At 63.0% G+C, this 13,340-nt stretch carries 14 protein-coding genes; 10 read left to right on the top strand and 4 right to left on the bottom strand.

From position 1 onward, the window contains the following. The first annotated feature begins 62 nt into the window (after positions 1-62). The 8 genes from ONG87_RS08565 (at position 63) to abaF (ending at position 8,176) form a co-directional block, all read left to right on the top strand. Entirely contained in the window at positions 63-812 is a 750-nt protein-coding gene (locus ONG87_RS08565) for an AraC family transcriptional regulator (RefSeq protein WP_122478590.1), read from the top strand. Between the two features lie 226 nt (positions 813-1,038). Continuing rightward, complete coding sequence (locus tag ONG87_RS08560; protein ID WP_192102228.1) at positions 1,039-1,857, top strand: transporter substrate-binding domain-containing protein; 819 nt, start codon at positions 1,039-1,041, stop codon at positions 1,855-1,857. 10 nt (positions 1,858-1,867) lie between these two features. Then, the gene (locus tag ONG87_RS08555) at positions 1,868-3,637 is read left to right on the top strand and encodes an aconitase family protein (RefSeq protein ID WP_264382653.1); all 1,770 of its coding nucleotides are present in this window, start codon (positions 1,868-1,870) and stop codon (positions 3,635-3,637) included. After that, on the top strand, positions 3,630-4,310 hold the full coding sequence (locus tag ONG87_RS08550) for an amino acid ABC transporter permease (protein ID WP_122478596.1): 681 nt from the start codon (positions 3,630-3,632) through the stop codon (positions 4,308-4,310). The genes ONG87_RS08555 and ONG87_RS08550 overlap by 8 nt, the downstream gene beginning before the upstream one ends. Positions 4,311-4,320: 10 nt before the next feature. Continuing rightward, positions 4,321-4,971 carry an amino acid ABC transporter permease gene (locus ONG87_RS08545; protein WP_264382652.1) on the top strand — a complete coding sequence of 217 codons (651 nt, stop codon included), beginning with the start codon at positions 4,321-4,323 and terminating at the stop codon, positions 4,969-4,971. Then, on the top strand, positions 4,964-5,686 hold the full coding sequence (locus tag ONG87_RS08540; protein ID WP_122478600.1) for an amino acid ABC transporter ATP-binding protein: 723 nt from the start codon (positions 4,964-4,966) through the stop codon (positions 5,684-5,686). The genes ONG87_RS08545 and ONG87_RS08540 overlap by 8 nt, the downstream gene beginning before the upstream one ends. 127 nt (positions 5,687-5,813) lie before the next feature. Beyond that, positions 5,814-6,731 (top strand): dihydrodipicolinate synthase family protein, encoded by a 918-nt coding sequence (locus ONG87_RS08535; RefSeq protein WP_264382651.1) that lies wholly within the window; start codon positions 5,814-5,816, stop codon positions 6,729-6,731. Between the two features lie 68 nt (positions 6,732-6,799). After that, positions 6,800-8,176, top strand: a complete 1,377-nt coding sequence (abaF, locus tag ONG87_RS08530; protein ID WP_264382650.1) for a fosfomycin efflux MFS transporter AbaF — start codon at positions 6,800-6,802, stop codon at positions 8,174-8,176. Between the two features lie 33 nt (positions 8,177-8,209). Here the strand turns inward: abaF and ONG87_RS08525 are convergent, their stop codons facing one another. After that, positions 8,210-8,683, bottom strand: a complete 474-nt coding sequence (locus tag ONG87_RS08525; RefSeq protein ID WP_264382649.1) for a nuclear transport factor 2 family protein — start codon at positions 8,681-8,683, stop codon at positions 8,210-8,212. A 10-nt stretch (positions 8,684-8,693) separates the two neighbouring features. Beyond that, the gene (gene cynS / locus ONG87_RS08520; protein WP_122712872.1) at positions 8,694-9,161 is read right to left on the bottom strand and encodes a cyanase; all 468 of its coding nucleotides are present in this window, start codon (positions 9,159-9,161) and stop codon (positions 8,694-8,696) included. 285 nt (positions 9,162-9,446) lie between these two features. Here cynS and ONG87_RS08515 point away from each other — a divergent pair, with 285 nt between their 5' ends. Continuing rightward, on the top strand, positions 9,447-9,887 hold the full coding sequence (locus ONG87_RS08515) for a TspO/MBR family protein (RefSeq protein ID WP_122478609.1): 441 nt from the start codon (positions 9,447-9,449) through the stop codon (positions 9,885-9,887). A gap of 33 nt (positions 9,888-9,920) precedes the next feature. Here the strand turns inward: ONG87_RS08515 and ONG87_RS08510 are convergent, their stop codons facing one another. Both ONG87_RS08510 and ONG87_RS08505 read right to left on the bottom strand, forming a co-directional pair. Beyond that, a complete protein-coding gene (locus ONG87_RS08510; RefSeq protein ID WP_264382648.1) occupies positions 9,921-11,546 on the bottom strand; it encodes a methyl-accepting chemotaxis protein in 1,626 nt (541 codons plus the stop codon). Positions 11,547-11,686: 140 nt separating this feature from the next. Then, positions 11,687-12,322, bottom strand: a complete 636-nt coding sequence (locus ONG87_RS08505; protein ID WP_122478612.1) for a LysE family translocator — start codon at positions 12,320-12,322, stop codon at positions 11,687-11,689. A gap of 109 nt (positions 12,323-12,431) precedes the next feature. On the opposite strand from ONG87_RS08505, the gene ONG87_RS08500 reads away from it, so the two are divergent. Then, on the top strand, positions 12,432-13,322 hold the full coding sequence (locus ONG87_RS08500) for a dihydrodipicolinate synthase family protein (protein ID WP_264382647.1): 891 nt from the start codon (positions 12,432-12,434) through the stop codon (positions 13,320-13,322). The last annotated feature ends 18 nt before the right edge of the window (positions 13,323-13,340 follow it).

Genomic DNA, 13,340 nt, shown 5'->3' with positions numbered 1-13,340 from the left:
CGGGCTTTGCGCAGCAGCCCGGCAGCACTATCCTGCAGGAGTCACTTCCGGACCTCGACCCCATGCTCGCCGCATTCCTCAGCGCCAGCCCGTGCCAACTACCGAACCTGCTGGGCAGCCTGCAACCCCTGGCCCCCTTGCTCGACGCCTTGGCCGACGTGGTGTTTTTCATCAAGGACGACGCCGCCCGCTATGCCTTCGTCAATGCCACCCTGGCCAAGCGTTGCGGCTTCAAGACCAGTCAGCAACTGCTGGGCTTGACCGCCGAGCAAGTGTTCCCGGCACGCTTTGGCACGCTGTACACCGAACAGGACCGCAAGGTCCTTGGCAGCGGCCGCGAATTGGCCAATCAGCTGGAGCTGCACCTCTATTATGGCAACCAGCCCGTGTGGTGCCTGACCCACAAGATCGCCTTGCACGATGAACAGGGTCGGATCATCGGCCTGGCCGGCATTTCCCGCGACCTGCAGTTGCCTCAGTCGAGCCACCCGGCCTTCGCGAAACTGGCGGCGGTCGACGCGCACATCCGCACCCATTTTCATCGTCCGATCAGCCTCGCGGAGCTGACCGCCATTGCCGGGCTGTCGGTTGCGCAACTGGAGCGTCACTGCAAGCGGATCTTCCACCTGACCCCGCGCCAGCTGATTCACAAGGCCCGCCTCGAGGAGGCCTCACGTCTGCTGCGCGACGAAGACCTGCCCATCACCGATGTCGCCCTGCGCTGTGGCTACACCGACCACAGTGCGTTCAGCCGGCAGTTCCGCGCGCTGACGCACCTTTCGCCAAGCCTGTACCGCGAAAGCCATCGCTGATGTTCCGTTAGCGGGCAATCATTGGGGCGGTGCTCCCTTATGTAACACCCCACGGCGTCATACCCGACTCTTCCACCCTCGCCGATCCATGATGAATACGCCCTGATTCAGGGGCTTACGACGACAGCGCGAGCACGAACGAAAACAGGCACGCCTGTTGCATTTGAAATATCGTATACGAAATTCTCAATGGCAGTTCCAGTGCTCACCCAACTCCGAGGCCTCCATGAAAACTCCCGCCTTCGCCGTAGCCCTAACCGCTGTGCTCAGTACTACTTTCATGGCGACCGCCCAGGCCGACAAGCTGGACGACATCATTGGTTCCGGCAAGCTGCGCTGTGCGGTGACCCTGGACTTCCCGCCCATGGGCATGCGCGACAGCGCCAACAAGCCTGCGGGGTTCGACGTCGACTACTGCAACGACCTGGCGAAGGTGTTGGGCGTCGATGCCGAAGTCATCGAGACGCCGTTTCCAGACCGGATTCCGGCACTCATCTCGGGCCGTGCCGACGTAATCGTGGCCTCCACCTCCGACACCCTGGAACGGGCCAAGACCGTCGGCCTCAGCGTGCCCTACTTCGCCTTCCAGATGGTCGTGCTGACCCGCGACGACACCGGCGTCAACAGCTTCGACGACCTCAAGGGCAAGGCAGTGGGCAACACCAGCGGCACCTACGAGGCCATCGCGCTGGAAAAGGACGTGAAGGGCTGGGGCAGCGGCAGCTTCCGCGCGTATCAGTCGCAGAACGACACTATTCTGGCCGTCGCCCAAGGCCATATCCAGGCCACCGTGGTCACCAATACCGTGGCCGCCGCCACTCTGAAATCCGGCAAATACAAGAACCTCAAGGTCGCCGGCAATGCGCCCTACGTGATCGACTACGTTTCCCTGGGCGCCAAGCGCACCGAATACGGTCTGCTCAACTACCTCAACCTGTTCGTCAACCAGCAGGTGCGCAGCGGTCGCTACAACGAGTTGTTCGTCAAATGGGTCGGCACCGACATTGCGCCCGCCAACCTCACCGTACCCAACGTCTACTACTGAGGTGACGACCATGCCACGCAGCGTCGGTGGACGCAGCCTGATAGACGGCAGCGCACAAGGCGCCCTGTTGTTTGCCGACACCGGCCTGAGTTTCTGGGGCGGGGTCGACCCCAGCAGTGGCGAGGTGATCGACCGCCATCATCCGCTCAGTGGTCAGCGGGTGGCGGGCCGGGTCCTGGCGATTCCCGGCAGTCGCGGGTCCTGCACGGGCAGCAGCGTCATGATGGAACTGATCAGCAACGGCCACGCGCCGGCAGCGCTGGTACTGGCCGAAGCCGATGAAATCCTCAGCTTGGGCGTGCTGGTGGCACAGCACTTCTTCGCCCGCTCGCTGCCGGTGCTGTGCATCGGCCAGGAAGCCTTCGATACGCTGCGCGGCGTGGCATGGGCTCGGTTGGATGGGGCAACGCTCGGTCTATACAGCCAGGTGCCGGCGGACGACTGGCAGCCGCAGCCAGGCGTCGGCCAGCCGGAGCCGTTCGATGACGGCTTTGCACTCGACAGCCGTGACCATGAGTTGCTCGCAGGCAGCCACGGCAAGGCGGCGCAGGTGGCGATGCAGATCGTCCTGCGCATGGCCCGTCTACAGGGCGCGCGGGAACTGGTCGATATCACTCAGGCGCACATCGACGGCTGCATCTACACCGGCCCCGCCAGCCTGCGTTTCGCCGAACAACTGGTGCAATGGGGCGCACGGGTGCGGGTGCCCACTACCCTGAACGCCATCTCGGTGGACCAGCGCCGCTGGCGGGAACTGGGTATCGATCCGGCGCTCGGCGAGCCTGCCAGCGCGTTGGGCGATGCGTACATGGCCATGGGTGCGCGCACAAGTTTCACCTGCGCGCCCTATCTGCTCGACAGCGCACCAGCCCTTGGCGAGCAGGTGGTGTGGGCCGAGTCCAACGCTGTGGTCTACGCCAACAGCGTGCTCGGCGCGCGCACGCTGAAGTACCCGGACTACCTGGACATCTGCATTGCATTGACTGGCCGTGCGCCGCTGATCGGCTGTCATCTCCAGGAGCAACGTCGGGCCCAACTGCTGATCGACGTACCGGTGTTGAAAGAACTGGATGACAGCTTCTACCCGCTGCTCGGCTATCACGTCGGGACCCTGTGCGGCAGCCGCATTCCATTGATCAGCGGTCTGCAGCACCTCAGCCCCAGCCTGGACGAGCTCAAGGCATTCGGCGCCGCGTTCGCCACCACCAGCGCTGCACCGATGTTTCATATCGCCGGCGTCACTCCGGAAGCCCTGAACCCGGCCCACTCGAGTGACTCACCGGATACGCTGCCGCGCGTCTCGATTTCCCTGCAAGACCTGTACGCCAGCTGGATGGAGCTCAACAGCGCGCGGGACAACCAGGTCAGGATGGTATCCCTGGGCAACCCGCACTTCTCCCTGACCGAATTCGCCCGCCTGGCCGAGCTCTGCTGCGGCCTGCGCCGACACCCGGACGTGGTACTGGCCATCACCTGCGGTAGAGCGGTGCTGGAACAGGCACGGGCAGCGGGTCATGTGGCCGTGCTCGAAGCCTTCGGCGCCACGCTGGTCACCGATACCTGCTGGTGCATGCTGGGCGAACCGGTCATTCCCGTGGGTGTGCGCAGCCTGATGACCAACTCGGGCAAGTACGCCCACTACGCGCCCGGCCTGGTCGGGCGCAGCGTTCATTTCGCCAGCCTCGGCACCTGTGTCGACAGCGCGTGCAGCGGCGCCACCAGCGCTCGACCGCCCGCCTGGCTGGCCACCTGTGCAGCGGAGGGCGCGGAGCATGTTTGACTACACCTTCCAATGGCGGGCTGCGTGGCGCGCCCTGCCCGACATGCTGCAAGGCGCGTGGGTGACGTTCGAAACCGCGGCGCTGTCGATGATTTTCGGTGTGCTCATCGCCCTGCTTCTGACCGTGATGCGTGCAGGCTCCGAACGGACGTTCCGCGGCCGGGCGCTGCGCGGCGTCGGCGACGGCTGGGTGTCGATTGCGCGCAATACCCCGTCGCTGTTCCAGATCTACATCCTGTACTTCGGCCTCGGCTCGCTGGGCCTGCACGTCAGCTCATGGCTGGCACTGCTGGCCGGCATCACCTTCAACAACGCCGGCTACCTGGCGGAAAATTTCCGCGGCGGTCTCAAAGCGGTGCCGGACACGCAGATGCGCGCCGCGCGCTCGCTGGGCATGAGTGCCTTCCAGGCCTACCGCATGATCATCGTTCCGCAACTGTTGCGCGTGGTGTTCTACCCGCTGAGCAACCAGATGGTGTGGGCGGTGCTGATGACGTCCCTGGGCGTGGTAGTCGGGCTCAACGACGACCTGACCGGGGTCACCCAGGACTACAACGTGAAGACCTTCCGCACCTTCGAATATTTCGCGATGGCCGCGGTGCTCTATTACCTGATCGCCAAGCTGATCGTCGGCCTCGCCCGGCTGTTGAGCTGGCGTCTGTTTCGCTACTGAGGAGCGGCGCATGTTTTCCACCAGCCTCACCGCGACAGACCTCCTGTACATGCTCAATGGCGCCTGGGTCACCCTGCAACTGACATTCTGGGCAATCCTGGCGGGCTCCTTCGGCGGTTTGCTGTGCGGCCTGCTGCGGGCCCTCGCGCCGCGCGCCAGCCTGCCACTCGCGTGGGTGCTGGACGTGTTCCGCAGCGTGCCGTTGCTGATCCAGTTCGTGCTGCTCAATTCGCTCAAGAGCATCGTCGGATTGAATATCAGCGCGTTCAGCGTCGGCTGCATCGTGCTGGGCGTCTACGCCGCGGCGTACTTCACCGAGATCGTCCGCAGCGGGGTGCTTGCCGTGTCGCCTTCGGTGCGCCGGGCCAGCCGCTCGCTCGGCCTGAGCTATTGGCAAGACCTGCGCTACATCGTCCTGCCGATGGCCACCCGGATCGCCTTCCCCGGCTGGCTCAACCTGGTGCTTGGCGTCATGAAGGACACCGCGCTGGTGATGTGGATCGGTATCGTCGAACTGCTGCGCGCGTCGCAGACCATCGTCACGCGCATACAGGAGCCGCTGCTGGTGCTGTGCATCGCCGGGCTCATCTACTACGTCATGAGCCTGGTGGTCGCTCGCCTGGGCGCTCGTCTGGAAAGAAGGTGGCAGGAAAATGATTGAGATCGACAACGTACACAAATCCTTCGGCGAACTGGAGGTCATCAAGGGCGTCAGCCTGACGGTGAGCAAGGGCGAGGTGGTGTCGATCATCGGCGGCTCGGGTTCGGGAAAATCCACCTTGCTGATGTGCATCAACGGCCTGGAGCCGATCCAGAAAGGCAGTATTCGAGTCGACGGGGTCGAGGTCCACGGCAGCAGCACCAACCTCAACCAGCTGCGCCAGCGAATCGGCATCGTGTTCCAGCAATGGAATGCCTTTCCCCACCTCACCGTGCTGGAAAACGTCATGCTGGCGCCACGCAAGGTACTGGGCAAGAGCAAGGAGCAGGCCGAGGCGCTGGCCGTGCAGCAGTTGACCCATGTCGGCCTGAGCGACAAATTCAATACCTTTCCCGGCAAGCTCTCGGGCGGCCAGCAGCAGCGCATGGCGATTGCCCGAGCGCTGGCCATGTCACCGGACTACATGCTGTTCGACGAAGCCACCTCGGCGCTCGATCCGCAACTGGTGGGCGAAGTGCTCGACACCATGCGCATGCTCGCCGAAGACGGCATGACCATGGTGCTGGTGACCCACGAGATTCGTTTCGCCCGCGATGTGTCCGATCGCGTGGCGTTTTTCCGCAACGGCCTGGTGCATGAGATCGGCAGCCCGGACCAGGTCATCGGCAACCCCTTGCAGCCGGAAACGGCCGCGTTCCTGAAGTCGGTCAAATAGGCGCTACCGATACACGAGCGGGCACATCGCCTACTCGCGACAACATGGCTGGAACCGCATCACCCTTTGCAAACAACGTACGAATCAAAGCGTATACGAAATACCATTAATCAGCGGAGCAAATCGAATGAGCAAGCGCATCAACTGGAGTGGCGTATTCCCGGCTGTTACCACTCAATTCAACGATGACTTTTCCATCAACCTGGAAAAGACTCATCAGGTGATTTCCAATGTGATTCGCGACGGCGTGTCAGGCCTGGTGGTCTGCGGCTCGGTAGGTGAAAACACCTCGTTGACCGCAGAAGAGAAGATCGCTGTCACCGAAGTGGCCGTCGACGCCTCCGGTGGGCGCGTACCGGTCATCTGCGGCGTGGCGGAATTCACCAGTGTCGCTGCCGCGAAAACCGCCAATGCCGTACGCAAGGCCGGGGTGGACGGCGTCATGCTGATGCCGGCACTGGTCTACGGTTCCAAGCCTTTCGAGACCGCCGAGCACTTCCGTTACGTGGCCAAGCACGCCGACGTGCCGTTGATGGTCTACAACAACCCGCCCATCTACAAGAACGATGTCACCGCCGAGATCCTCATCTCCCTGGCCGACTGCGACAACGTGGTGTGTTTCAAGGACTCCTCCGGCGATACCCGGCGTTTCATCGACGTGCGCAACGAAGTGGGCGACCGCTTCGTGCTGTTCGCCGGCCTCGACGACGTCGTCCTGGAAAGCATCGCAGTGGGCGCCGAAGGCTGGGTGTCGGGCATGTCCAACGTTTTCCCACAGGAAGGCGAAACCATCTTCCGCCTGGCCAAGGCCGGACGCTTTGCCGAAGCCATGGAAATCTACCGGTGGCTGATGCCGATCCTCCACCTGGACGCCCGTGCGGACCTGGTGCAGTGCATCAAGCTGTGCGAAGCGATCATGGGCCGCGGCAGCGCCCTCACTCGCCCACCGCGCCTGGCCCTGCCGGATGAAGACCGTCTGTTCGTCGAACGCATCATGGCCAAGGCCCTGGCCAACCGCCCCATCCTGCCCGACGTCGGTCTTTGAATCACGACCGGGCCAGGCGCATCCGCCAGGCCCGGGTAACTGTCATTGCCACTCCAGGAAGCCTGATCATGTCCACTTCTTCCAACGCGACCACCCCAGCGGGACTCAAACGCGTCGTGGCGGCCGCCATGGCCGGAACCGTCGCCGAATGGTACGAATTCTTCCTGTACGGAACGGCCTCAGCGCTGGTGTTCGGCCAGCTGTTCTTTCGCCAGACCGATAGCCCCATCGACGGCATCATTGCTGCCTTCGCGCTCTACGCAGTGGGCTTTCTGGCCCGACCACTGGGCGGGTTGGTGTTCGGCCACTACGGCGACAAGTTCGGCCGCAAGCGCCTGCTGCAACTGAGCCTGATAGTGGTGGGCATCACCACCTTCCTGATGGGCTGCCTGCCAGGTTTCGCCACCATCGGCTACGCTGCGCCCGTGCTGCTGGTGCTGTTGCGGCTGATCCAGGGCTTCGCGTTCGGCGGCGAATGGGGCGGTGCCATCCTGCTGGTGTCCGAGCACTGCCCAGACAACCGTCGCGGCTTCTGGGCCAGCTGGCCACAAGCGGGCGTGCCGGCGGGCAACCTGATCGCTACCGTCGCCTTGCTGGGGCTGTCCACCGGGCTTTCCGAGGAGCAGTTCCTGGCCTGGGGCTGGCGCGTGGCGTTCTGGCTGTCGGCCATTGTGGTGCTGATCGGCTACTGGATCCGCAGCAGCGTCGACGATGCGCCTATCTTCAAGGAAGCCCAGGCGCGCCAGGCATCGATTCAATCCGAACAGCTAGGTGTGGTCGAAGTACTTCGCCATCACTGGCGTTCAGTGTTGGTGGGAATCGGCGCGCGGTTTGCCGAGAACATTCTGTATTACACGGTGGTGACCTTTTCCATCACCTACCTCAAGCTGGTGGTTCACAAGGACACCTCGCAGATTCTGCTGCTGATGTTCGGCGCGCACTTCCTGCACTTCTTCATGATTCCGCTGATGGGCTACCTCTCCGACCTGGTCGGCCGCAAACCGGTGTACCTGACCGGCGCGGTACTGACGGCGTTCTGGGGTTTCGTCGGCTTCCCGATGATGGACACCGGCAACAACTGGCTGATCATGGCGGCCATCACTCTGGGCCTGGCCATCGAATCCATGACCTATGCGCCCTACTCGGCACTCATGGCCGAGATGTTCCCGACCCATGTGCGCTACACAGCGCTGTCGCTGTGTTATCAGGTGGCGCCGATCTTCGCCGGCTCGCTGGCGCCGCTGATCGCCATCACTCTGCTGAACAAATACAACAGCTCCACGCCCATCGCCTGGTACCTGGTCGGGGCTGCGGTAATCTCCATCGTCGCCGTCAGCCTGACCCGTGAAACCCGTGGCAAGTCGTTGCGCACGGTCGATGCCGAAGCCGCCGCCCGCGTGGCGGCCTCGGAACAAACGGGCGTGTCGCGCGGCAAACTGGCCTGAGCACTTGCGCTGACGATGGCCGTCAGCGCGCCCTCAAAGCCCCAGATCACTCAACCCTGGGTGATCGTCGGGGCGCCGCCCCAAGGGCCAGTGGTACTTGCGTTCGGACTCGGCAATCGGCAGGTCGTTGATGCAGGCGAAGCGCCGGTGCATGAGTCCGTTGGCGGCGAACTCCCAGTTCTCGTTGCCGTAGGAGCGAAACCAGTTGCCCGAATCGTCATGCCACTCGTAGGCGTAACGCACGGCAATGCGGTTGTCGGCGAAGGCCCACAGCTCCTTGATCAGGCGGTAGTCCAACTCCTTGCGCCACTTGCGCTCGAGAAACGCCTGGGCCTGGGCTCGACCTTCGATGAACTCGCTGCGGTTGCGCCAGTAGGTGTCGTGGGTATAGGCCAGCGCCACTTTGGCGGCGTCCCGGGTGTTCCAGCCATCTTCGGCACCACGCACTTTCCGAATGGCGGTTTCGACGGTGAAAGGTGGCAACGGTGGGCGGTTTTCCTGGTTCATGGCGAGGATCCTAGAAAGGCTTGTAGGGCAGGAACTTGCCGTCCAGGGTGATCACAGCACGCGATCCGCCTTCGGGATCTTCGACTTTCTTGATGTCGAGTTTGAAGTTGATCGCACTGATGATGCCGTCGCCGAATTGCTCATGCACCAGAGCCTTCAAGGTAGTGCCGTAGACCTGGACCATTTCGTGAAAGCGATAGATGGTCGGGTCGTTGGACACGTCTTCGGCGTTGCCGCGCAACGGTATGGTCTGCAACTGAACGACCGCTTGCGCGTCGAGGCCCAGACGCTCGGCCACCACTTCGGCAACCGCCTGCGGCAGCGGGTGTTGGCCCAGCAGTGCGGCCGTCACATACACCGTACTCAGGCCGGTCCCTTCGGACAGCGCCGCCCAGGTCAGATTGTGCGTGGCCTTGGCCTGCAGGACTTGTTCGGTCAGGGTCTGTCGTGGTGCCTTGGAAACGTTGCTCTGGGACATGGTGATTCTCCGGACTGAAGCGCAGGGTCGATTGAACAGCTTGGCAGCAGGGAATCATCGAAACCTACCACAATGATCAGGGCTGCCTTGCACAATTTCAGCTGGGATTCGATTGGTGCCGCTACGTCCCATTGGTCACCTGAGCGCTGCGGTTGGCCAGGCAGGACAGCGGGAGGAAGGCTGAACGCGCTGCACGCTCGCGCAAACTTTTCCGTGGTTCAGGCGTCAGCTTGATAGCACATCTCGCTATTGCAGCGCCCCCCTGCCCCTGCACAAGGACTCATCATGGTTTTCTTCATCTTTCTGCTGGCCTGCGCCGCCGCAGCCAGCACCGGTGTCATCTTCAAGCCCGGCGAATGGTACGCCTCGCTGGTCAAGCCGCGTTTCACCCCGCCCAACTGGGCGTTTCCCGTGGCCTGGACGGTCATCTACCTGCTGCTGGCGTGGGCGGGCTATCGGCTGACCCAACTGCCGGGCAGCGAGACGGTACTGGCGCTGTGGGCCGCGCAGATCGCCCTGAATACCCTGTGGACGCCGGTATTCTTCGGCGCCCATCGCCTGCTCGCCGGGATGGTGATCATCGTGATCTTGTGGCTGGTGACCGCCGCCATGGTTGCCCTGGCAATGCGCCTGGACGTCATCACCGGGCTGATCCTGTTCCCCTACCTGGCCTGGCTCTGCGTGGCCGCGGCGCTGAACTTCTCGATTCTGCGCAACAATCGCTGACGCTACGGTTTCGCCGCTCCCACTCGGCCACGGTCAGATCGCGAACGCCCCGACCAATGCGGTCAGCCCGACCGCCAGCCTCGACACTTCTCCGCTGGCGGTGGCCGTTTGCGTGGCGCCGGCTGCGCTCTGGATCGAAAGGTCGCGGATGCTGGTGATGTTGCGATCGATTTCCCGTGCCACCTGTGCCTGCTCCTCGGCTGCGGTGGCGATTACGGTATTGCGTTCGCTGATGAGGTTGATCGATGCCGATATCTGACTGAGCGATGCGCTGGCGTGCTGCGCCACGGCCGACGAATCGCTGGCCATCTGCTGACTCTGCTCCATGGCTTGCACAGCCTGCACCGAATCGGTCTGCATGGAGCCGATCATCTTTTCGATTTCCTGGGTCGACTGCTGCGTGCGGTGAGCCAGGGCGCGCACTTCATCCGCCACCACGGCAAAGCCTCGACCCTGCTCTCCGGCGCGGGCCGCTTCGATGGCCGCGTTCAATGCCAGCAGGTTGGTCTGTTCGGCGATGGCGCGAATCACCTCGACCACCGTATTGATCTCCCGCGCCCGTGACGACAGCTGCTTGACCTGGGTGCTGGTGCTGCCCACGTTGGTGGCCAGTGCCTGAATGGCGGTGAGGGTCTGCTCGACCTTGCCCAGCCCATCCCTGGCCAGGGACTGGGTGGTTGCCGACGCGTCGGCGGCCTCTGCCGCATTGCGTGCCACCTCATCGACGGCCGAGCTCATCTGGGTGACGGCGCTGGCAGCCTGATTGACCTCGTCGTTCTGGCGCGTCAGACCGCGGCTGGATTCCTCGGTCACGGCGCTCATCTCTTCCGAGGCGGCAGCCAACTGGCTGGAACTGTCGGAAATGTGCGCGATGGTCTGGCGCAGGTTGGCCTGCATCTGGGCCAACGCGGTGAGCATGCTGGCGGCCTCGTCCTGCCCGACCACGACGATCGTTTCGGTCAGGTCCTTGCGCGCGATGCGCTGGGCAATCTGCACGGCCTCCTTGATCGGCTGGGTGATGCTGCGGATCAATAGCGCAGCGAGCAGGATGGTAGCCAGCACGGCCGCAGCCATCAGCCCGATGACCCAGTTGCGTCCCGACTCGAACGTCGCCAGCGCCGCATCGCCGGCATCCGTGGCACCGCGGTCGTTCAGCGCCATGAGCTGGTTGACCTTGCCTTCGAGGGCATTGGTCAACGGACGAATGGCCGTGTTGATCAAGGCAGTTGCCGCAGTGGTGTCGGCAGCACGCAGCATAGGTTCCAGCTGACCCAGCACTTGGTCATACGTTGCCGCATCTGAGCGTATGGATTCGTAAAGTTTACGGTCATCGTCGCTCGCAACGGTGCTCTCGTAGTGCTTGATGGTTTCCTGAAAAGTACGGCGATAGCCCGGAAACGCAGCAATCGTCTGTTCACGAAGCGCGGCATCGGTGGTGGTGGCACCGCGCATGCTTTCGAGCCGCAACCTGAGCAGTCCGCTGTTCATCTGACCCGCATCGCGAATGCCGAGCATCCAGTTGGTTTCCACGTCCTGCTCGGCCTGGTAGAGCTTGTTCATCTGAACGATGGAGATACTGCCCAGAAGGATCACGACCGCGACTACGGCCGAGAAGAAAGCGATCGCCCGAGGGGCGAGATTGAGGCGTCGGATGATCATGCAGGATTCCATTGCGATCGGGGGTTGATGACAACCATCATCGGCCCGCCGGCAGGAATCTTGAGCATGGGGCAGGTCGGCAGCTATCGGATATGGCTCACGACGATAGCGAAACGAGCGCGATCAGGGCCTGCAGCGGATCACGGCCTGGCGAACAGGAGTTTCAAGCCGGCTGCGGCAAAGACCATCGCCAAGGTGCCCTCGATCCAACGGCGCGCCTTTCCATAGGCACGCACCATTGGGGCCGTAGAGAAGACCAGTGCATAACCGCCAAAAATGGTCACGCTAAGTATGGCGCAACCCGCCAGGATGATCGCCACGGTCGAGCTCGTCGCGCCTGGGCCCAAGCCCAGGGTCATCGTAGCGATCCAGCTCAGCAGGGCTTTCGGATTGGTAAGGTGCATCAGCAAGCCCCGACGATACAGACTTGGCCAGGATGCCTTCGGTGAAGATGCCAACTCATCGGCAAAGCGTTGATTGGACGTCAGCGCGGAACGGCAGGCCTTGCTGGCCAGAAAAAGCAGATAGGCGCCGCCTGCCATCTTCAGAATGAACAGCGCGCCGGCGTATTGCACGAGCACTGCCGAGACACCCGTAGCAGCCATTGAACCCCAGAAGAACGAACCACTGATGACGCCTGCGGCCAGCACCAACGCGGGGCGTCTGCCTTGGTGCATCGCGACGCTCATGATTCGCATGTTGCTGGGCCCCGGGCTGGCTGCGCCGACAATGTAGGTGACGAACACCAGAAGCAGATGGTGAATATCGAACGACATGAAGGGGCCCCACTCTGTTGCGTCGCTGGCAATGTACTCAGGTACCCTATAGCAACGCCGGTCGCCGATGCAAACCCACGTATTCCGTCCGAAAATGAGGAGTTCTTTCATGTTCACAGGTTTGAGCGCATTCCCTTTGACCCCGCTGCGTGACGGTGTCGTCGACGAAACGGCCTTCGCCGGGTTGATTGAAAACCTGTCGTCGGCAAAGGTCGATTCCATCGGCGTTCTGGGCTCGACGGGAAGCTACGCGTACCTGAACCGGGAAGAACGACGCCTCGCGACGCGGCTTGCCGTCAGCGTGGCCGGTGAGGTGCCCGTTATCGTCGGGATCGGCTCGGTCGCCACGCGAGATGTGCTGCTGCTGGCGGATGATGCGCAGGCCGCTGGGGCCTGCGCGCTGTTGCTGCCACCGGTGAGTTACCAGAAGCTTGGTGCCGATGAAGTATTCGAGTTCTACGAAACCCTCGCCCACCACGTTTCGGTGCCGTTGGTGGTCTACGACAACCCCGGCACCACGCACTTCGAGTTCACGGACGAGCTGCACGGGCGCATTGCAGCTCTGCCGAATGTCGCCTCGATCAAGATCCCCGGCATGAACCTGGATCCAGCGCAAGCCTCGGCCCGGGTGGCGCGCCTGCGGGCGAGCATCCCTGCCCACGTCAGTATAGGCATCAGTGGCGATGCCTTTGCAGTGACCGGCCTCAATGCAGGGTGCGAGCTGTGGTACTCCGTGCTGGGCGGACTGTTTCCGCGAACTGCGCTGGCGCTCATCGAGGCAACGGAGGGTGCACACTCGGGCCGCGCCGTCGAACTGTCGGCAGGGCTTGAACCGCTGTGGGCAATGTTCCGTGAATATGGCAGTGTCCGGGTCATCGCTGCCGCAGCCGAGATCATGGGCCAGGCAGCAGCCAATTGCCTGCCTCTTCCCCTAAAGGGGCTCGACCGGCAGTCCAAAGAGCGCCTGGTGCAGATGCTGAAGGCGCTAGAACTCGCCTGAGCCTGGAGCCGCGAGGCC

It is taken from the genome of Pseudomonas sp. MM227 (assembly GCF_947090715.1).
GTDB classification, from domain to species: Bacteria; Pseudomonadota; Gammaproteobacteria; order Pseudomonadales; family Pseudomonadaceae; genus Aquipseudomonas; species Aquipseudomonas baltica.
Note: the sequence above shows the minus strand (reverse complement) of the source record. Positions and strands in the feature narration are given on the sequence as shown.